The sequence below is a fragment of the Cryobacterium inferilacus genome (assembly GCF_019599185.1).
Classification (GTDB): Bacteria; Actinomycetota; Actinomycetes; order Actinomycetales; family Microbacteriaceae; genus Cryobacterium; species Cryobacterium inferilacus.
On the sequence record NZ_JAIEUL010000014.1, the window covers coordinates 52,912 to 72,792 of the forward strand.

Genomic DNA, 19,881 nt, shown 5'->3' on the forward strand with positions numbered 1-19,881 from the left:
ATGGAGCCACATAGCGAGCTGACGAAGCCACACAGCGTTCACGTCCTCGAGACGGCGGAGCTCGACGGTGGTGTGTCAGCGGTCACCGGCTTCGCCACGCTGCGCGGGGAACGGGTCTACATCCAGGGAGTCAAGGCCTCGGGACTCGTCAGCGTCAACGGGCCGATGTCCCTGCAAAACGTTCCGGGCCTGGGCGCCGACCATCAGACCGGCAGCGTCTCCGGCGATGTGCCATTCGATCAGCTGGAGCGGTTCTGGCTTGTCCGCACGTCGCGCTACGACCGGATCGATGACCGCAGCCCCGCTCCCGGGCTGACCGCGGTGATCGCTGGAACGACATTCGGGGTGACGGATACCTGCGGAACGGTCAGCGACGCGGGGGAGCGGCAGCTGCAGCTGGTCTGGCTGGACGCCACCCGGCCGGATGGGCCCGAGTGGGTGCTGGATGGCTACGGCTACTGGACCACATTCGTGCCGCGCAACTCGGTTGCCGTGGTGACCTACGTGGAGTGGACTGCGATCTGGCGGGACATCACGGTGAATGTGGCGGGAGTGCGGGACGGTTCGGCCCACATCTTCGTCCCCAGCGGCGGAGTGCCCGAGTTCGATGCCCCCGAGATCGAGCACGGTGACAGTGTGCGCAGTTGCTGGTCGGCCGTGGTCCCGGTGGGCGAGCTGAGCCTGCGCTCCTGGATCTCGGTGGATCGACCCGTTGGCCCCGGCGTCGTCACCGGTGAGGTTGGGCTGGTGAAGGGGCGAACCACCATTCTCGCCCGGCCGATGACGGCCGCGGCGGGTACCGTGCTCGCGGTCAAGAACCGGGGCCAGACAGTGACACCCGACTTCGTGCTGCATTCGCTGCATGATGCGCACGTTGCCCCCGTCGAGTGGCGGGCCCAGGTGCGGGAATCGGACCTCACCGGTCTGCGCCGGATCTCGTCAACGACGCGGTGGCGTGGGGAGTCCGCAGCGGTCAATGGCGCCGACGACACCGACGATGTGGTTTACGTCCCCGGCGAGTCGGTCGCGTGGTCAGAGCTGGCCGAACTGCACTCCACAGCGCAGCCGATCACACCGGATGCCCTGCCCACCAGAGCACTGGCCGTGGCCGGACAGTACAAATACTCGGAGTACCGGCTGTAGGCGCTCCGCACCCGTTCGCACCATGCGCACTCCAACTTTTCCACGTAAGGACCTCATGTCTCTCATCCAGAAAGCCGTCACCCCGCAGTTGAGCGACGCCTACCTCACCGCAGGGTGGGACCGGGTGTCCGGGTTCGTCGTGGAAGCGGCGACCGTTGCATTCGCGACCACGCCTGCCCAGCTCTTCGACGTGCACGCCCTCGGTTTCCCCGGTTCGCCGTTCTCGCCGGAAGACCCGTTCGTTGATGTCATCCGGTTCCCGGCCCGCTCCACGATGCGCCTGGAGAACGCGACCGGCGGTGTCGACCAGGCCACCCGAGCCCTCACCGGCGGCCCGTTCGTAGATCGACCGCCGTTCACGGGCACCGGTTTCGCGCCGGTCCCCGGCCACATCGTGCCGGTCTGGTGGATGCGGCACACCCGAGTGGTCCCGAACACGCAGCTGGTGCGGGTCTTCGCCGACGGCACCGAGACGCTCCTGGCCGTGTTCGCGAACATCGCCGATGGCTGGCTGGTCGATGGCGAGCCCGTTGGTCGGTCGACGCCGTTCTCCCGGCACGTCGGCACCCTGGCCAAGTGGAACGACATGTATCTCACGGCCGATGTGATCGATCAGGGCCGCCGGATCGTGCTGGCCACGCACTCCGAGCCCACCGACGAGCGTTTTGTGCGCACCGGCCGGGGTATGTGGAAGTACGTGATCCCGTTCGAGGAAGCGGACGAGGTGATGGAGCTCGACATCGAGGCGGTCTGGAACGGCCTGGAGCTGCGGATCGTCGACGAGTCGGTGGACGCCGATGGCACGAAGCTCTCCAGCGGCTCCTACGTCGGCCACAACGCCGATCTCGCCGAGGGCCTGAGGCTGGTCAAGGTGGATGCCGGAGTGTACGAGATCACCGTTCCCACCGCCATGCTGGAGGGCTTCCGCAGCACCCAGCTGACGCAGCCGTCCTGGCCCGAGTGATGGGACTGTACCGCGGTCTAGCCTGACGCATCCGCAACGGCTCACGTCGAGGAACACCCGATGAGCACACCTTCCCCGCTCACCCAGCCGCCGACTCGATGCCAGCAGTCCCCCGCCAGGGCTGACCGCGATGATTGCCGGAACGACCTTCGGGGTGACCGATACCTGCGGCACGGTCAGCGATATCGGGGTGCGTGAGCTGCAGCTTGTCTGGCTGGGCGCCACTCAGCCGGATGGGCCCGAGTGGGTTCTGGTCGGCTACGGCTGCTGGACCCGGCTCGTGCCGCGAAGCCTGGTCGACGCCCCTTGCGGGCGGCTCAAGGGGCTTCTTGACGCAAGTCGGTGCAGGCGCGTGCGCTGACATCCGGCAAAGTTCCCCTTCGAGGGCGTTAATGGGGCGTTTTGCGGCAAGTCGGATGCGACCACCGGCCGTCACCGGGACCGGCCAGCGCGGGGGGACCTCGGCGCCCGCGCACAGCCCGCACCCGAGCGGCTTCGCTAGGGTTGCCCCATGGATGACGACGACTACGACAGCCGCCCGGTCGGTTTCATGGGCAAGATGCGCGGCCGGCTCAAGGGCCTCACCTGGGTGCTCATCCTGTCCCTGATCGCCATCACGGTCGGCGCCACATCGCTGCTTTTCCTCATCCAGTAGCCGCCCGGTAACCTGATCTCGGGGGCGCGAGGCCTCCGTCGGCCTGCGCCGACTCAGCAGAGCCGACGAAAGAGACCCCCATGATGACACCCGCCGCGGCGATCGCATCCGTTTTTCGCAAGTACGCCGACTTCACCGGCCGCGCCCCGCGCAGTGAGTACTGGTGGTTCGGCCTGCTGCTCTGGGTCGTGTTCTTCGTGTTGCTGATGGTGCAGTTCATCCCCACCGGCACCACGGACTACGGCTACACCTCGTACAACCTCTCCATCGTCACGATGCTCCTGGCCCCCATTGTGGCCATCGGGGTGCTGCTGCCGTCGCTTGCGGTGCTCGTGCGCCGGCTGCACGACGCGAACTTCTCCGGCTGGTTCGTGCTGCTCGGCCTCGTCCCGGTGGTCGGCAGCGTTGTGCTGCTCGTGCTCACCCTGCTGCCGAGCAACCCCTCTGGCTCCCGCTTCGACGTGACCCGTGAGCCCAAGGCCGCCGGTCTGTCCTACCAGGGCTCCGGCCTGCGCTAACCCCGCCCCCGGCCCGGGGCGGTCCCGCCGGTCGTCGGTCCGGGCCGGCGCTGATACTCAGACGCCGAGGTCGGTGCGCGGCTCGGGCTCGCGGGGCGTACGCCCGGTGAGGCGGCGTTCGAACCAGTACAGCAGCTCAGGGCGCAGCCGGTTGAGCTCGGTGAGTGTCATCGGGTCGGGCACCCGCACGACGGGCGCCCCCAACTCGTCGGCGACGAGATCCATGGCGCCGCGCGAGTAGAACTGACCGCGCATCCGCACCAGCAGCTGGCCGTCGGCACCGGTCACGAACAGCTGCGGATGCGTGTCGATGGCGCCGCTCTGGTACAGCTCGAGCACCACGACACTGACGACCTGGTCACGGCTGAAGCTCGCCATCCGGCCGAAGAAGCCGCGCTCGCTGATGCCGGTGTCGTCGACCCAGATGCAGGTTCGCATGAACCCGAGGATGCCCACGAGGGCGGCGATCATCACCACGGCCTGGGCGATGGCCACGGGAACCCACTCGCCGAGCGGGATGGTCAGCCAGTACAGCACCGCGAAGACCGGTGCGAAGAAGGCGAGAATGGACAGCGTCGTCTGCCGAAGCAGATGGCCGTGCGGCCTCAACACCTGCGCGCGAAAACGTGCGCTCGTCACTTTCCCCACCCTCGTGTCCCCCTCGCCGGTGTACTTAGAGTATGCCCCATCTTCGGGTGGCCCAGTAGACACCGTTCGGGGGGTACAGCACGGCCGTTCAGACCGGGTGCAACGGATGGCTGTGCCCGGGCAATCCGGGTCGTAGAGTAGCAAAGTGAACTCGCGGGCAGCATCCGGGCGGGGCCCGCAGCGGCCGAGGTTTCGCCTGCACCCGGCTCAGGCCGTGGCGATCGGCTTCGCCGGGGCCATTCTCGTGGGCACCGCCCTGCTGATGCTGCCGATATCCAGGGTCGGACCCGGCGGGGCCTCCTTCATCGAGGCGATCTTCACCGCCACCTCCGCCGTCTGCGTGACCGGGCTCACCGTGGTGGACACCGCCCTGTACTGGACACCGTTCGGGCAGGTGGTGATCCTGCTCCTCATCCAGGTGGGCGGCTTCGGGGTCATGACTTTCGCGTCGGTGATCGGGCTGGCCGTGGTGCGGCGGTTGTCGTTGCGAGCGCGCGTCACCGCCGCATCCGAGGTGCGCAGTGTGGGCCTGGAAGACGTCAAGGGTCTCGTGGTCGGTGTCGTCACGATCTCCCTGATCGTCGAGGGCGTGGTGGCGGTGCTGCTCAGCCTGCGTTTTCTGTTCGGCTACGGGGAGCCGCTCGGCCAGGCGATCTGGTTCGGCGTGTTCCACGCGGTGTCGTCGTTCAACAACGCCGGGTTCGCGCTGTTCAGCGACAACCTGATGAGCTACGCGGTCGACCCGTTCATCTGCCTGCCGATCGCCGCCGCGGTGATCCTCGGCGGGCTCGGCTTCCCGGTGATCGTGCAGCTGCGCAAGCACCTGCGCTCGCCGCTGCTCTGGACGATGAACACCCGCATCGTGCTGGCCGGCACGGTAACCCTGCTCGTCGCCGGCACCGTCTACATCACCGCAGTGGAGTGGTCGAACTCGGCCACGCTGGGCCCGCTGGACTGGCCGGCGAAGCTGCTCGTCGGGTTCTTCCAGTCGGTGCAGACCCGCACGGCCGGCTTCAACAGCATCGACATCGGCGCCATGGACTCCGCCAGCCTGCTCGGTATGGACGTGCTGATGTTCATCGGCGGCGGCCCGGCCGGCACCGCGGGCGGTATCAAGATCACCACCTTCGCGGTGCTGTTCTTCATCCTCGTCGCCGAGGTGCGCGGCGACAGCGTCGTCAACGTCTTCGGCAAGCGGCTCTCCCGCGCCGTGCACCGCCAGGCGATCACCCTCGTGCTGCTGGCCGTGTTCGTGGTCACCGCCGCCACCGCGGCGCTGATGCTGCTCACCGACATCGGCCTGGACGCCCTGTTGTTCGAGGCGGTCTCGGCGTTCGGCACCGTCGGCCTGTCCACCGGCATCACGGCGAGCCTGCCAGCGGCCGGCCAGGTCATCCTGATCGTGCTGATGTTCATCGGCCGGCTCGGCCCCATCACCTTCGCCTCCGCCCTGGCCCTCCGCGAGCGGCCCGCCACGTACGAACTCCCGAAGGAGAGGCCCATCATTGGCTAAATTCCGGTCGTCATCGTTCTCCCTGTTCAACCAACGGCAGCCTGCGAGGATGGCCGAGGAGGATTCCGTCGTCGTCATCGGTCTCGGTCGGTTCGGCAGCGCCCTCGCCCTCGAGCTGATGGCGAACGGCACCGAGGTGCTCGGCATCGACGCCGACGAGGAGATCGTGCAGGCGCACAACCGGCTGCTCACCCACGTGGTGCGGGCGGACTCCACCAAGGAAGACACCCTGCGCCAGCTCTCGGTGCCGGAGTTCAGCAGCGTCGTCGTCGCCATCGGCGGCGACATCCAGGCCAACATCCTCACCGCGTCGCTGCTGCTCAAGCTCGGCATCCCCAACATCTGGGCCAAGTCGGTGAGCGAGCCGCACGGCGAGATCCTGCGCCAGCTGGGCGTGAAGCACGTGATCTACCCGGAGAAGGACATGGGCAAGCGCGTCGCCCACCTGGTGCGCGGCGTGATGCAGGACTACATCGACATCGGTGAGGACTTCGCCCTGATCAAGACGGCCCCGCCGCAGGAGATCCTCGGCCGGCCGCTGAGCGAGACCAAGGTGCGCACCGTGCACGGGGTCACGGTCACGGCGTTCCACCGCGCCGGCCTGGGCTGGAACTACGCCACCATGGACACCGTGATCGAGGCGGGCGACATCATCCTCGTCGCCGGCCAGACCCAGCGGGTCGAGTCGTTCAGCCGGTTGCGCTGATGAGCTCGCCACTGGAGTTTCTGACCGGCGCCGAACTGGGCACGCGGGTCGTGGTGCGCACCACCGTCGAGGGTGGCTACACGGATGCCCTCGGCTACCTCCGCTCCCGCGACGCCACCCACTGCACGGTCGAGACCAAGCGCGGCCTGGTGAGCCTACTGCTGGCCGAGGTGGTCGCCGCCAAAGAGGTGCCGCCGCCCCCGCCCCCTCGCCCGCGCCGCCACGTCGGCGACTAGCCGTTCCGGGCCCCCGCCGGGCGCTCAACCGGGCGGCAGCGCGTCGGCCCGTCGCCGCAACGCCGCACGCACTCTCGCGTCGCCGGCCAGCTCCACCGCCCGGTCGTACGCGGCCCGGGCATCCGTAGGCCGACCCGCCCGACCCAGCAAGTACGCGCGGGTGGCCCAGAGCGGCTGGAACGCCGCGGTGTCCGCCCGCTCGCGCACGAGGGCGTCGAGCGCGCCGAGCCCGGCGCCGGGGCCGTGCACCTCGCCGATGACCGCCGCCAGCGCCACTCGTGCCCCCGCGGTGGGGGAGAGGCGCACCAACGCGGTGTGCAGGTTCAGCAGCGCCGCCCAGTCGGTCAGTCCCGAGCGCGCCCGATCACAGTGCACCGACTGGATGGCCGCCTCGAGTTGAAACCGCCCGACGCGGGCCAGCGCCCGAGCGCGTCGCAGATAGTACTCACCGCGGGCGATCAGCGCGGCTTCCCACAGCGCCGGATCCTGATCGTCGAGCGCCACCAGCTCGCCCGTGCTGCTGGTACGCGCCGGCAGCCGAGCGATCGACAGGGCGAGCAGAGCGGCCAGCCCGAGCACCTCGGGTTCGTCGGGCAGCAGAGTCGCGAGGGTCTCGGCCAGGTACAGCGCTTCGCCGGCCAGCGAGTCCGGCTCGGCCCGGGCATCCGGGGTCGCGGTCGGCCAGTCGATCGCGTACGCACCGTAGACGGCCTCGAGCACCGCGGGCAGCCGTTGCGGCAGGTCGGCGAGCGCCGGCAGTGCGAACGGGATGCGCGTGCTGCGGATGCGCCGTTTGGCCCGCACCAGCCGCTGCGCCATCGTCGACTCCGGCAGGGCGTAGGCGGCCGCGATGTCGGCGGCGGTGAGCCCGAGCACGGTGTGCAGCATCAGCGGCGTGCGCACGGCGGGGTCGATGGCCGGATGCGCGCACACGCAGAGCAGTTCGACCCGCTTGTCTGGGATGGCCTGCGCGTCGATCGCGTCGATGGCCGCGAGCGCCGAGAGTCCAGGCCCCGCGGCCGCCTGCGTGCCGCCGGCCCGTGCCCCGGCCCCACCGGCACCGGCACCGTCGAGCGTGCCCTCCTCCAGCGGAGCCCGCAGCCGCACCGCCGCCGACTTCCACAGGTCCCTCAGCCGGTTGCGGGCCACGGTGAGCAGCCATCCTTCGGGGTTGTCGGGCACTCCGTCGCGTGGCCAGGTGGTGAGCGCGCGTTCGAAGGCATCGGCGAGGGCGTCTTCGGCCGCGGCGATGTCGCCGGTGGGCGCGGCGAGCACGGCGATCAGGCGCCCGTAGGAGGCGCGGGCGGCGAGCTCCGCCCGCGCCTGGGCGCTCACGCCACCGCTCGCCATGCCCCATCGGTGAAGATGATCGCCGACGGGCGCACCTCGATCGCGCCGTACTGGGCGGCCGGGCATTTCGCGGCCCAGTCGAGGGCCGCGTCGAGGTCGGGCACCTCGATCACGAAGGTGCCGTTCAGGCGCTCCTTGGTGTCGGCGAACGGGCCATCCTGAATCTGCAGGGCGCCATCCCGCATCGACACCGTCGTTGACGCCGAGACGGGCTGCAGGATGTCGGCGGAGACGAGCACCCCGGCCGCGGCGAGCGCCTTGCCGTAGGCGTCGAACGCCACCCGGCCCCACTCCATGTCTTCCTCGGTGATCCCGGCGTCCCCGGACTCCTGGCTGATGACGAGTAGTGAATACTGCATGGTTTGTCCTTTCACGCGTTACGGATACTGACACCCCTATGACGACTGAGCCAGCCCCCAAACGACACCCGTCCGCATCCGGCCACGGCCTCCGCCGTTACACTCACACTGTGCGTCAGAGCACACATTCACCGGGGGGTCGATCATGCGGGATGACGCAGCGCACGCGACCGCGCGGTCCGAAACGTTCGATTCCGTCGCCGAGGAGCTGCAGCGGTTGCGCGCGCGAGCCGGCCACATCTCCTACGCGCAGATCGTCTCCCGCATCTTCGACGCCCGCCTGCTGCTCACCGACCCCGGCGCCCGCCCGCCCGGTCGCAGCACGGTCTACGACACGTTCAAGTTCGGGCGACAGCGGGTCGACGTGGCCCTGGTTCTCGAGATCGCCCGAGCGTTGGGGGCGGATGCGGCGGGGTGCCACGACCTGGAACAGCGCTGCGCGACCGTGCGCATCCGCCTCGAACGGGGAGCCCCGAGTGGCCAGGGCGGCACGCCCACCACACTCGCGGCCGCCCTTCCCGCCACCGCAGGTGCGACCCCGTCGTCGACCAGCCCGGCCGGGCGTGTGGCCGGGGTCGCCCGGCCGCGGCGCTGCGGCGTGTACCTGCTGGTCGCGCTCGCCGCGGTGTGCCTCAATACGCTCGGACACGGGCTGGTGGCCTGGCTGGGTCTGCCGCTCTACCTCGACATGCTCGGCACCGGCATCGTGGCGATCGCGCTGGGACCGTGGTGGGGCGCGGCTGTCGGCCTGGCCACCAACTTCGTGGCCGTGCCGTTCAACTCCGAAGCCTCGATCCCGTTCGCGGCGGTCAATGTCGTGGGCGCTCTGGTCTGGGGCTACGGGGTGCGCTCGTTCGGTCTGGGCAAAACCCTGCCGCGGTTCTTCACGCTCAACCTGCTCGTGGCGCTCACCTGCACGGTGACGGCGGTGCCGATCCTGGTGCTGCTCTTCAACGGTGACACCGGGCATTCCGGCGAATCGCTCACCGGTACGTTCTCGCTGATGGGGGAGACCCTCGTGCTCGCCGTCTTCTCGTCCAACCTGGTGTCTTCGGTGGCCGACAAGCTGATCGCCGGCTTCGTCGCCCTCGTGATCGTGGGCTCGCTGGGCCGATGGATCCCTGCCCCGGCCGGCGTGCTCTGGGCCACGGGGCAAAGCTTCGGCAGCCGTGCGCACCCGCCGGTCGCGACCACCGAACGGCCGCTCGCGCCCACCGGCGACCCGAGCGACCTCAGCTCGGCCGCCCGCTCAGCCCGATCCGGCCCACCGCGCTAGTCGTCGTCGACGCCCTGCTCGAACCGGAGCACGGTCTGCTCGGCGCCTGCGTGCCACTCGAACCGGTCGCCGTCCCGCACCGCGTGCCGGTCGTCGACGATGTCCCAACCCGCTGCGGCCAGCTGCGTTAGATACTCGGTCGCGCCGCCGGGCCGACCCGCGGCGACGAACTCGTACGTGTCCGTGGTCGCCGAGCGGATCACCCGCGCATCGATGAAATCCCCCGCGGGCAGGGCGGGCACGTTCCACCCGGTCGGCAGCGCGAACGCCGGCGACACCGGGTTGACCACATAGACGAACGACACCGAGTCCGCACCGACCGGGGCGCGCACGCCGCCCACCTCCGGCAGCCATGCCGCCCAGAAACCGGTGCCCTCTTCCTGCAGGGGCGCCACACCCCACCCGGCGGCCACGGCGTTCACCCAGGCCTTGCCGGTGTCCGCGGTGGCATCACTAGACACCAGCGTCGCCCGGCGCAGCTGGCCGTCGAACCCCACGATGAAGCCATAATCGTCGATCGCCACATCCGCCGGCACGGTGATGGTCCAGCCGGTCATCAACTCGGCGAACCGGGCATCGTGCTCGAGCGGATGCGTCGCCGCCGCGTCCGCCCCCACGGTCGAGGCGCTCTCCACGGGCACGGTGGCGCGCTGCCCCGTCGCCGCAGTGGAGCCGCTCGACACGATGGTGATCATGCCCAGACCGAGCGCGATCACACCGAGGGCGAGCGCGCCCAGCGTGTGGAGGATGCGAGTTCTCATGAGGTCCCTGCGAGTGCGGCCGGCGAGGTCGCACGTGCGGCCCACGATCGACGCTACCCAGCGTGGAGTGCCGTGCGGGCCGCACCGGGGCATCCGGAACAAGGCCGCACAAACCCGCACACGCGTAACGCGCAAAACGCCCGCGCATTAACGCGCAAAACGCCCGCTCGAAAGCGGGCGTTTCGGTGGCGGAGGCCAACACGTTTCACAACTGGCGGAGAATGGGGGATTCGAACCCCCGAGGGCTTTCACCCAACACGCTTTCCAAGCGTGCGCCATAGGCCACTAGGCGAATTCTCCTGAGCCGATCGATTCGTAGAGACAACGACCAGGGAAAATCTTACCTGCTTCCGAGGCCTCCGCGTGACACGTCGACGAACCGTGCGGGTTTGGGCGTCGGGCAGGAACGCCCTAAACTGACTATGGCTCCTCGCGTGGCGCTATCTCAGCCAACTCCCCCAGGACGGAAACGTAGCAAGGGTAACTGGGCTCTGGTGGGTGCGCGAGGAGTTTTACTTTGCCCGGATGCGCCCGCGCCGGCGCCCGCGCCGTCCCGGCGAACCGCGCCCGCGCCGCCCCGGCGAACCGCGCCCGCGCCGCCCCGGCGAACCGGCCAGACCATCTCCCCAACTGTTCACTTGTCGGGACCAACGTCCCCCGCGCATCCAGTGGTCCGCTCCTAGACTTGGACGGCGCTACGAGCGCCAACAGAACATTTGGAGACCGCGATGGAACATGCCGCTGACACCACCACATTCACCTGGCCCAGCCGCCTCCCGCACGCGCTGAGCGCCGAAGCTCTCGCCAGCGTCGACGCCTGGTGGAGGGCCGCGAACTACCTCTCGGTGGGTCAGATCTACCTGCTCGACAACCCGCTGTTGCGCCGGCCCCTGCAGAAGGCGCACATCAAGCCGCGCCTGCTCGGCCACTGGGGAACCACCCCCGGCCTCAACTTCCTCTACGCGCACCTCAACCGGGTCATCCGTGAGCGCGACATCAGCACCCTTTACATCACCGGCCCCGGCCACGGCGGGCCCGGCATGGTCGCCAACGCCTACCTCGACGGCACCTACTCCGAGATCTACTCCGGCATCGACCAGTCCGAGAGCGGCATCAAGGGCCTGTTCCGCCAGTTCTCCTTCCCCGGCGGCATCCCCAGCCACGCCTCACCGGAGACCCCCGGTTCGATCCACGAGGGCGGTGAGCTCGGCTACGCGCTCAGCCACGCCTACGGTGCCGCGTTCGACAACCCCGACCTGCTCGTCGCAGCCGTCGTCGGCGACGGCGAGGCCGAAACCGGCCCGCTGGCCACCAGCTGGCACTCCAACAAGTTCGTCGACCCGCTGCAGGATGGCGTTGTGCTGCCGATCCTGCACCTCAACGGCTACAAGATCGCCAACCCCACCATCCTCGCCCGCATCCCCGAGAGCGAACTGCTCGAGCTGATGCGCGGCTACGGCCACAACCCGCACATCGTCTCCGGCGGTTTCGACGGCGAAGACCCCCTCGCGGTGCACCAGCGCATGGCACAGACCATGGACGAGGTGCTCAACGAGATCGCCGCGATCAAGCGCGCCGCCCTCGCCGGCGACACCAACCGGCCGCGCTGGCCGATGATCATCCTGCGCACCCCCAAGGGCTGGACCTGCCCGCCCGTCATCGACGGTGTGCAGGTCGAGGACTCCTGGCGTTCGCACCAGGTTCCGCTGGTCAACGCCCGCGACACCCAGTCGCACACCGACGTGCTCGAGTCCTGGCTGAAGAGCTACCGGCCGGAGGAGCTCTTCGACGAGGCTGGCGCTCCCGCCGCCCACATCAGCGCACTCGCCCCGCACGGCGACCTGCGCATGAGCGCCAACCCGGTCGCCAACGGCGGCCTGCTGCGCCGCGACCTCAGGCTGCCCGACTTCCGTGAGTACGCGGTGGATGTGCCGTCCCCCGGCGCCACCGTCGACGAGGCCACCAAGGTGCTCGGCATCTGGATGGCCGACGTCATCCGGCAGAACCCCGACAACTTCCGCATCTTCGGACCGGACGAGACCGCGTCCAACCGGCTCGCGCCATCCGTCTACGCCGCCACCGACAAGCAGTGGAACGCCGAGTTCGTGCCGGGCGACACCAACCTCGCCCGCGGCGGCCGGGTGATGGAGATGCTCAGCGAGCACCAGTGCCAGGGCTGGCTCGAGGGCTATCTGCTCACCGGCCGGCACGGTGTCTTCAACTGTTACGAAGCGTTCATCCACATCATCGACTCGATGTTCAACCAGCACGCCAAGTGGCTCAAGGTCACCAGGGAGATCCCGTGGCGCCGCTCCATCTCCAGCCTGAACTACCTGCTCTCCTCGCACGTCTGGCGCCAGGACCACAACGGCTTCAGCCACCAGGACCCGGGCTTCATCGACCACGTCGTGAACAAGAGCGCCGACGTCGTACGGGTGTACCTGCCGTTCGACGCCAACACGCTGCTCTCCATCTACGACCACTGCCTGCGCAGCGTCGACTACGTCAACGTGGTCGTGGCCGGCAAGCAGCCCGCGCCGAACTGGCTCACCATGGACCAGGCCGTCGCGCACTGCGAACGGGGCCTGGGCATCTTCGAGTGGGCCGGCACCGAGACGCCGGGCACCGAACCCGACGTGGTGCTCGCCGCCGCCGGTGAGGTGCCCACCCTCGAGGTGCTCGCCGCCGCGAAGATCCTGCGCGAGGCCATGCCCGACCTCAGCGTGCGCGTGGTCAACGTGGTCGACCTGATGCGCCTGCAGAGCGAGGACGACCACCCGCACGGCCTGAGCGACCGCGAGTTCGACGCCTACTTCACCGCGGACAAGCCGATTGTCTTCGCGTACCACGGCTACCCGTGGCTGATCCACCGGCTCACCTACAAGCGCCACGGCCACTCCAACCTGCACGCCCGCGGCTATAAGGAGAACGGCACCACGACCACGCCGTTCGACATGGTCATGCTCAACGACCTCGACCGGTACCACCTGGTGATGGATGTCATCGACCGGGTACCCGGACTCGGCGCCCGCGCCGGCCTGCTGCGTCAGCAGATGCAGGACGCCAGACTGCGTGCCCGCCAGTACACCCGTGACCACGGCGAAGACATCCCCGAGGTCACCGACTGGGTATGGGCTGGGAACGATGCCGAGGCAGCCGCCGCGCGCGCATCCGACACCACCGGCGGGGATAACGTATAACCGTGGCTCGAAGCATTTACATCACCTCCGCCGAGGGAAATACCGGCAAATCTACTATCGCACTCGGCGTTCTCGACACCCTGTTGCACTCCATCGAGCGGGTGGGCGTCTTCCGCCCCATCGCCCGCTCCAAGCACAAGCCCGACTACGTGCTCGAGCTGCTGCTCACCCACCTGCAGGCCCGTAAACCCGTGGGCACGCACACGGCGGCGCAGCCCGCGCTCAGTTACGACGAGTGCGTTGGCGTCACCTACGACGACGTGCACGCCGACCCGGATGCCGCGCTGGCTCGCATCGTGGCCCGCTACAAGGCAGTCGAAGCGCAGTGCGACGCCGTGGTGGTCATCGGCAGCGACTTCACCGACGTCGGCAGCCCCACCGAACTGGCCTACAACGCCCGCATCGCCGCGAACCTCGGCGTGCCGGTGCTGCTCGTGCTGGCCGGCCGGGTGGCCTTCGGTCAGGGCGAGGGGCTGGGCCAGAGCGACCAGCTCGGCCAGAGCGAACCGCGCACCAGTGACGACATCCGTCAGCTCACCGACGTGGCGCTCACCGAACTCGCCTCTGAGCACGTCTCGCTACTGGGTGTGGTGGTCAACCGCGCCGACCCCGAGAACCTCAGCGGCCTCATCGCCGCGGTGCGCGAGGGTGTCGACAACACCCCGCCGGCGTCGGATGCGGCGCCCACCGCCGTCGTACCCGTCTGGGCGATCCCCGAAGACGCGTTCCTCGTTGCTCCGAGCATGAAGACCATCCTCGAGGCCACCCACGGCACCCTGGTGCAGGGCGACCCGGAGCTGCTCTCCCGTGAGGCGCTCAGCGTGGTCGTGGCCGCCATGTCGATGGTCAACGTGCTGCCCCGGCTGGCAGAGGGCGCCGTCGTCGTCATCCCCAGCGACCGCCCGGAGGTGCTCCTCGCCGCGCTGATGGCCAACTCGTCCGCGACCTTCCCGTCGCTGGCCGGTGTGGTTCTCGTCGGCGGGTTCGCGCTGCCGGAGTCGATCGAGCAGCTCATGCAGGGCCTGGCCCCGTCGGTGCCGATCATCCGCACCGACCTGGCCTCGTACGAAGCGGCGCTGCGCATCACCCACACCCGCGGCCGCCTCGCCGCCGACTCGCAGCGCAAGCACGACACCGCGCTGGCGCTGTTCGAACAGCACGTCGACGGTGCGGCCCTGCTCGACCGGCTCAAGGTGAGCCGCGCCGACGTGGTCACCCCGCTGATGTTCGAGTACACCCTGCTCGAGCGTGCCCGCCAGAACCGCATGCGCATCGTGCTGCCAGAGGGCGACGACGACCGCGTGCTGCGCGCCGCCGCCACCCTGCTGGCCCGCGACGTGGCCGACCTGATCATCCTCGGTGAGGAGTTCGAGGTGCGCTCGCGCGCCATCGGCCTGGGCCTGGACATCGCCAAGGCGAGCGTCGTCAGCCCGTTCGACGACGTGCTGCGGATGCGCTTCGCCGAGGAATACGCCCGCCTCCGCGCCCACAAGGGCGTCACCATCGACCAGGCCCGCGACGTCGTCACCGACGTCTCGTACTTCGGCACGATGATGGTGCAGCTCGGCCTGGCCGACGGCATGGTCTCCGGCGCATCGCACACCACCGCGCACACCATCCGGCCCAGCTTCGAGATCATCAAGACCCGCCCCGGCGTGTCCGTGGTCTCCAGCGTGTTCCTGATGGCCCTGGCCGACCGGGTGCTCGTCTACGGCGACTGCGCGGTCAACCCCGACCCCACCGCCGCGCAGCTGGCCGACATCGCCATCTCGGCGTCGGAGACGGCCGTCGAGTTCGGCATCGAGCCGCGCATCGCGATGTTGTCGTACTCCACCGGCGGGTCCGGCAGCGGCGCGGATGTCGAGAAGGTGCGGGAGGCCACCGCCATCGTGCGTGAGCGTCGCCCCGACCTCGCCGTCGAGGGTCCCATCCAGTACGACGCCGCCGCGGATGCCGCAGTGGCCGCCGCGAAGATGCCGGACTCCGCCGTTGCCGGCAAGGCGAACGTCTTCATCTTCCCCGACCTCAACACCGGGAACAACACCTACAAGGCGGTTCAGCGCAGTGCTGGCGCCGTGGCGATCGGCCCCGTCCTGCAGGGCCTGCGCAAACCCATCAACGACCTTTCCAGAGGAGCCCTCGTGCAGGACATCGTGAACACCGTGGCGATCACCGCCATCCAGGCCGCATCGCTGGCAGCAGTCGAGGCATCCGTATGACCGCCATTCTCGTCATCAACAGCGGGTCCTCGTCGTTCAAGTACCAGCTGATCGACGTCGACACCGAAACCGAACTGGCCGGCGGGCTCGTCGAGCGCATCGGGGAAAAGCTGGGCAGGGCCCGGCACACCAACGTCGCAGCCGGAGGCGAGCGTCAGGACACCAACCTGACCATCCGCGACCACACCGTCGGTTTCGCCGCGATGATCGCCGGGTTCGCCGAGCACGGACCGCAGCTGACCGAAATCGACCTCGTCGCCGTGGGCCACCGCGTTGTGCAGGGCGGCGCCATCTTCACCGGCCCGACCGTGATCACCGACACGGTTCTTGCGCAGATCACCGAGCTTTCCGCGCTGGCCCCGCTGCATAACCCCGCACACGTTCAGGGCATCGAGGCCGGGCGGTTGAATTTCCCGTACGTGCCGCACGTCGCGGTGTTCGACACCTCGTTCCACCTCACCATGCCGGCGCCCGCGTACACCTACGCGATCGACACCGCCCTCGCCGCCAAGCACGGGATCCGCCGGTACGGTTTCCACGGCAGCTCGCACAAGTACGTGTCGGAGGCCGCGGCCGAGTTCCTCGGGCGTCCGCTCGCCGAGCTCAAGACCATCGTGCTGCACCTCGGAAACGGCGCGTCGGCCTGCGCCGTGGACGGCGGCAAGTCGATCGATACCTCGATGGGCCTCACCCCGCTGCAGGGCCTCGTGATGGGCACCCGGTCCGGTGACATCGACCCGGCCGTGCTTTTCCACCTGCACCGCAAGGCCGGCTATTCGATCGACCAGCTCGACGAACTGCTGAACAAGAAGAGCGGCATGCTCGGACTCACCGGCAACGGTGACATGCGCGACGTGGAGGTGGCAGCCCTGGCCGGCGACGCCATCGCGCAGGCCGCCCTCGACGTGTATTACCACCGCATCCGGGGCTACGTGGGCAACTACATGGCCCAGCTGGGCGGACTTGACGTGATCGTCTTCACGGCGGGAGTGGGAGAGAATTCCGGTGTCATCCGTGAGCGGGCGCTGGAGGGCCTCGAGGGCCTCGGCATCCAGGTCGACCACGACCGCAACTACGCGTTCTCGCGTGGCGCACGCGTCATCTCGACGGATGCCTCCCGCGTCACGGTGCTCGTCATCCCCACCAACGAGGAACTCGAGATCGCGCGGGAGTCCCGAGCGGTCATCTAGCCCTCGCGTACCAACTGAGTTACCGGCATCCGGCCTTCGTTCCCGAACGAAGGCCGGATTTTCGTAACCCAGCCCTGCGAGTTCGGGTCCCCGCGCTGTTCGCCCCCCCCACCCGCTGGTCGAGCTTGTCGAGACCTCGCGACGTGCGTGCACGTCGCACCCCACGCGCAGGCCAACCCGCTGCGGTAGAGTTCCCGCGTGCGCACGCTACTCAACCTGATCTGGCTCGTCCTCAGCGGCTTCTGGCTCTTCCTCGGCTACCTGGCCGCGGGCATCGTGCTGTGCATCCTCATCATCACCATCCCGTGGGGCATCGCCTCCTTCCGCATCGGCATCTACGCTCTCTGGCCGTTCGGCCGCACCATCGTGGACAAGCCGTCCAGCGGTGCCTTCTCCTTCATCGGCAACGTGATCTGGGTCATCCTGGCCGGCTGGTGGCTCGCCCTGGCGCATATCGTCTCCGGCATCGCCCTCTGCGTCACCATCATCGGCATCCCGCTCGGTATCGCCGACTTCAAGATGGTGCCCATCTCCCTCGCCCCGCTCGGCAAGGAGATCGTGCCCACGGGCGGCGAGTTCGACCGCGCGCTGTCCCGGAACTGAACCCGCGCCACTGCAGGCGGAGATTCTCTCGACCCGCCATGTCCGGCGGCGCGGATTGCGGCGTGCCCGAAAGTTCTCCGCCTGCCTCACAATCAATCTGAGGAAACTTCAGTACCGGGCGTGACGATGGGCCGAGTCTGCCCGTCTTTAGGGGGTAGCCCTATTCGGGCCGACGTAACCGTTCCACTCGGCACCATCGTTCGAAGGAGAACCTCATGACGTCAGCGCAGAACGAACCCCGCCAGCCGCCGCCGCCCCTGGCAGCCGGCGACACCCAGCCGGCCGCCCACGCCGCCACCAGCGGCAACACCATCCGGGAAGACGTCGTCGCACGGCAGAAGGAAGAGTTCGGCGGCATGCGCTTCTTCACCGCCTTCTTCGGCTGGCTCACCGCCACCGGGGCAGCGGTTCTGCTGACCGCGCTGGTCGCGGGCGCCGGCGCTGCCGTCGGGCTCGGCACCCAGGCCGACCCTGAGCAGACCACAGAGGCCGCGGCCGAGAACGCTGCCACCGTCGGCCTGATCGGCGCCATCGCCCTGGGTGTCGTCGTGTTCGTCGCGTACTTTTGCGGCGGGTACGTCGCCGGCCGGATGGCGCGGTTCAGCGGCGCGAAGCAGGGCATCGCCGTGTGGCTCTGGGCATTGATCGTGGCCGTGGTGCTGGCTATCGTGGGCGCCATAGCGGGCAGCCAGTTCAATATCCTCGCCAACCTGAACAGCTTCCCCCGCATCCCGGTCAACGAGGGCGACCTCGCGCTGGGCAGCATCATCACGGCTATTGCGATCGCGATCGTCAGCCTCGGTGGCGCCATCCTCGGCGGCATCGCCGGGATGCGGTACCACCGCAAGGTCGACAAGGTCGGACTCGGCAAGTAGAACCATCCTCGATCCTCATATCGATCCACCGCCCCACCATCGCCGGGCAACTCGTTCGGCGTGCAAAGCAGGAAGAGAGAAATGACAATGATCAACACCAACAACATCGATTCCCTCATCGGTGCCAACGTCGTCGACACCGAAGGTCGCAAGGTCGGCACCGTCGGCCAGGTGTATCTGGAAAGCACCACCAACCAGCCCAGCTGGGTCACGGTCAAGACCGGCCTCTTCGGTACCAGCGAATCCTTCGCGCCGCTCGACAGTGCCGACTGGACGGGCGACGAGCTGCGCATCGGTTACGACAAGAACTTCGTGAAGGACGCCCCGCGCATCGACACCGACGGCTCGCTGGAGAGCGCCGATGAAGACGCGCTCTACCGGTACTACGGCCTCAGCGGGTCCACCGTCGGCCAGAGCACCGGCACCACCGGAACCTACGACGACACCAGCCGGGACGCCACGGTCGGCGACCGCCGCACGGAGGGCTATGACACCTCCGGACCTACGACGGATGACGCGATGACCCGCTCCGAGGAGCAGCTCCGCGTTGGAAAGGAGCAGGTCGGGGCCGGCCGGGCCCGGCTGCGCAAGCACGTGGTGACGGAGAACCAGACCGTCACGGTGCCGGTGAGCCACGAAGAGGTCACCCTGGAGCGGGAACCCATCACCGAGGCGAACGTGGGCAAGGCCACCTCCGGCCCCGACCTCAGCGAGGAGGAGCACGAGGTTCAGCTCACCGAAGAGCGCGTCGTGGTGGACAAGGAGACCGTCCCGGTGGAGCGCGTGCGCCTGGGCAAGGAGACCGTCACCGAAGACCAGCGGGTCTCCGAAGACGTGCGCAAGGAAGAGATCGACTACGACGAGTCGGACATCGACCGCCAGCGCCGTCAGTCCCGCGACGACACCCTGTAGAAGGCCCGTCGAGAACCGTACCCACCACCCCACCGGGCCCCAGGAAACTTCCCGGGGCCCGGTGTTGTGAGGGCGTTCGGGCGCCCGCGCAATTCGATCCGCCGTTCGTCATGACGTTTCCCGCCGGGACAACGTCTTACTCATAACGCTCGATAATCACGAGGAGTACCCGTATGTCATCACGCAACACTCTCGTTCGCAGCCTTCACGACGTCGGCCTGGCCGCCTGGTTCGGCGGTTCGTTGATGGGGGCGGTGGGGCTGAACAGCGCCGCGGCCTCGGTCAGCAACCCCCGGGAACGGCTCGCGGTGGCCAGCGTGGGTTGGAAGCACTGGACGCCCGTGCAGTTCGCGGCGATGATCGCGCACGGCATCGGCGGTGTGGGCCTGATCCTCGGCAACACCGAACGACTCGCCGCCCAACAGGAGGGCCGGGTCAACACCGGTGTGAAGGCGGCCCTCACGGTGGCCGCCATCGGCACCAGCATCTACTCCGGCGTCCTCGGCACGCGGATGGCCGCCAGCGGTGACGAACCCGTCGAGGGCACCACTGAGCCCACGGGCACCACCTCCGACGAGGTGGCGTCGGTGCAGAGCCAACAGCGCATCATGCAGTGGGTCACTCCCGCGATCACGCTGATCCTGATCGTGCTCGCCGCCCAACAGGGCGAACAGCAGCGCCCCGTCGCCAGCACCGGCGGCTGGTTGCAGCGACTCATCAAGCGCTGAGCGAAGCATTCCCGGCCCGGGTCAT

General features: G+C 68.7%; 20 protein-coding genes, 1 tRNA gene and 1 other RNA gene. 17 read left to right on the forward strand and 5 right to left on the reverse strand.

Annotation, left to right across the window (positions count from 1 at the left end; all coding sequences use genetic code 11):
- The 5 genes from K2F54_RS13120 (at position 1) to K2F54_RS13140 (ending at position 3,280) form a co-directional block, all read left to right on the forward strand.
- Positions 1-1,143: a hypothetical protein gene (locus K2F54_RS13120; protein WP_220606317.1), complete on the forward strand. Its 1,143-nt coding sequence runs from the start codon at positions 1-3 to the stop codon at positions 1,141-1,143.
- 55 nt (positions 1,144-1,198) lie between these two features.
- Positions 1,199-2,107 (forward strand): hypothetical protein, encoded by a 909-nt coding sequence (locus tag K2F54_RS13125; protein ID WP_220606318.1) that lies wholly within the window; start codon positions 1,199-1,201, stop codon positions 2,105-2,107.
- Positions 2,108-2,237: 130 nt separating this feature from the next.
- On the forward strand, positions 2,238-2,468 hold the full coding sequence (locus tag K2F54_RS13130) for a hypothetical protein (protein ID WP_220606319.1): 231 nt from the start codon (positions 2,238-2,240) through the stop codon (positions 2,466-2,468).
- 150 nt (positions 2,469-2,618) lie between these two features.
- On the forward strand, positions 2,619-2,762 hold the full coding sequence (locus K2F54_RS13135; RefSeq protein ID WP_220606320.1) for a hypothetical protein: 144 nt from the start codon (positions 2,619-2,621) through the stop codon (positions 2,760-2,762).
- Between the two features lie 80 nt (positions 2,763-2,842).
- Positions 2,843-3,280: a DUF805 domain-containing protein gene (locus K2F54_RS13140; protein ID WP_220606321.1), complete on the forward strand. Its 438-nt coding sequence runs from the start codon at positions 2,843-2,845 to the stop codon at positions 3,278-3,280.
- A 57-nt stretch (positions 3,281-3,337) separates the two neighbouring features.
- On the opposite strand, the gene K2F54_RS13145 is transcribed toward K2F54_RS13140, so the two are convergent.
- Positions 3,338-3,919: a hypothetical protein gene (locus tag K2F54_RS13145; RefSeq protein WP_220606322.1), complete on the reverse strand. Its 582-nt coding sequence runs from the start codon at positions 3,917-3,919 to the stop codon at positions 3,338-3,340.
- Between the two features lie 154 nt (positions 3,920-4,073).
- Between K2F54_RS13145 and K2F54_RS13150 the strand changes: the two genes are divergently transcribed.
- From K2F54_RS13150 to K2F54_RS13160, 3 genes are read left to right on the forward strand one after another with little or no spacing between them, the layout of a single operon-like run.
- Positions 4,074-5,441: a TrkH family potassium uptake protein gene (locus K2F54_RS13150; protein ID WP_308287653.1), complete on the forward strand. Its 1,368-nt coding sequence runs from the start codon at positions 4,074-4,076 to the stop codon at positions 5,439-5,441.
- Positions 5,442-5,490: 49 nt separating this feature from the next.
- Positions 5,491-6,147, forward strand: a complete 657-nt coding sequence (locus K2F54_RS13155; RefSeq protein ID WP_220606323.1) for a potassium channel family protein — start codon at positions 5,491-5,493, stop codon at positions 6,145-6,147.
- Positions 6,147-6,383, forward strand: a complete 237-nt coding sequence (locus K2F54_RS13160; RefSeq protein ID WP_220606324.1) for a hypothetical protein — start codon at positions 6,147-6,149, stop codon at positions 6,381-6,383. The genes K2F54_RS13155 and K2F54_RS13160 overlap by 1 nt, the downstream gene beginning before the upstream one ends.
- A 24-nt stretch (positions 6,384-6,407) precedes the next feature.
- Here K2F54_RS13160 and K2F54_RS13165 read toward each other — a convergent pair whose 3' ends face one another.
- Together K2F54_RS13165 and K2F54_RS13170 are read right to left on the reverse strand one after the other, a co-directional pair.
- On the reverse strand, positions 6,408-7,733 hold the full coding sequence (locus K2F54_RS13165; protein ID WP_220606325.1) for an RNA polymerase sigma factor: 1,326 nt from the start codon (positions 7,731-7,733) through the stop codon (positions 6,408-6,410).
- Positions 7,715-8,092 (reverse strand): YciI family protein, encoded by a 378-nt coding sequence (locus K2F54_RS13170; RefSeq protein ID WP_220606326.1) that lies wholly within the window; start codon positions 8,090-8,092, stop codon positions 7,715-7,717. Before K2F54_RS13170 ends, K2F54_RS13165 begins: the two co-directional genes overlap by 19 nt.
- A 145-nt stretch (positions 8,093-8,237) precedes the next feature.
- Between K2F54_RS13170 and K2F54_RS13175 the strand changes: the two genes are divergently transcribed.
- Positions 8,238-9,368, forward strand: coding sequence for an ECF transporter S component (locus K2F54_RS13175; protein WP_220606327.1), 1,131 nt, complete (start codon positions 8,238-8,240; stop codon positions 9,366-9,368).
- Here the strand turns inward: K2F54_RS13175 and K2F54_RS13180 are convergent.
- Entirely contained in the window at positions 9,365-10,129 is a 765-nt protein-coding gene (locus K2F54_RS13180) for a hypothetical protein (protein ID WP_220606328.1), read from the reverse strand. The two genes, K2F54_RS13175 and K2F54_RS13180, sit on opposite strands and share 4 nt — an antisense overlap.
- Positions 10,130-10,341: 212 nt before the next feature.
- Positions 10,342-10,429, reverse strand: a tRNA-Ser gene (locus K2F54_RS13185).
- Positions 10,430-10,550: 121 nt separating this feature from the next.
- Here K2F54_RS13185 and ffs point away from each other — a divergent pair.
- The 8 genes from ffs to K2F54_RS13225 all read left to right on the forward strand — a co-directional run bounded on the left by ffs (position 10,551) and on the right by K2F54_RS13225 (position 19,856).
- Positions 10,551-10,647, forward strand: an RNA gene (gene ffs, locus K2F54_RS13190) — signal recognition particle sRNA small type.
- A gap of 210 nt (positions 10,648-10,857) precedes the next feature.
- Positions 10,858-13,329: a phosphoketolase family protein gene (locus K2F54_RS13195; RefSeq protein ID WP_220606329.1), complete on the forward strand. Its 2,472-nt coding sequence runs from the start codon at positions 10,858-10,860 to the stop codon at positions 13,327-13,329.
- A gap of 2 nt (positions 13,330-13,331) precedes the next feature.
- Positions 13,332-15,548 carry a phosphate acetyltransferase gene (gene pta / locus K2F54_RS13200; RefSeq protein WP_220606330.1) on the forward strand — a complete coding sequence of 739 codons (2,217 nt, stop codon included), beginning with the start codon at positions 13,332-13,334 and terminating at the stop codon, positions 15,546-15,548.
- Positions 15,545-16,738, forward strand: coding sequence for an acetate/propionate family kinase (locus tag K2F54_RS13205; RefSeq protein ID WP_220606331.1), 1,194 nt, complete (start codon positions 15,545-15,547; stop codon positions 16,736-16,738). Before pta ends, K2F54_RS13205 begins: the two co-directional genes overlap by 4 nt.
- Before the next feature lie 198 nt (positions 16,739-16,936).
- Positions 16,937-17,341: a YccF domain-containing protein gene (locus tag K2F54_RS13210; RefSeq protein WP_220606332.1), complete on the forward strand. Its 405-nt coding sequence runs from the start codon at positions 16,937-16,939 to the stop codon at positions 17,339-17,341.
- 215 nt (positions 17,342-17,556) lie between these two features.
- The gene (locus K2F54_RS13215; RefSeq protein ID WP_220606333.1) at positions 17,557-18,216 is read left to right on the forward strand and encodes a hypothetical protein; all 660 of its coding nucleotides are present in this window, start codon (positions 17,557-17,559) and stop codon (positions 18,214-18,216) included.
- A gap of 81 nt (positions 18,217-18,297) precedes the next feature.
- Positions 18,298-19,128, forward strand: coding sequence for a DUF2382 domain-containing protein (locus tag K2F54_RS13220; RefSeq protein ID WP_374107295.1), 831 nt, complete (start codon positions 18,298-18,300; stop codon positions 19,126-19,128).
- A gap of 173 nt (positions 19,129-19,301) precedes the next feature.
- Entirely contained in the window at positions 19,302-19,856 is a 555-nt protein-coding gene (locus K2F54_RS13225) for a hypothetical protein (protein ID WP_220606334.1), read from the forward strand.
- Positions 19,857-19,881 lie beyond the last annotated feature (25 nt).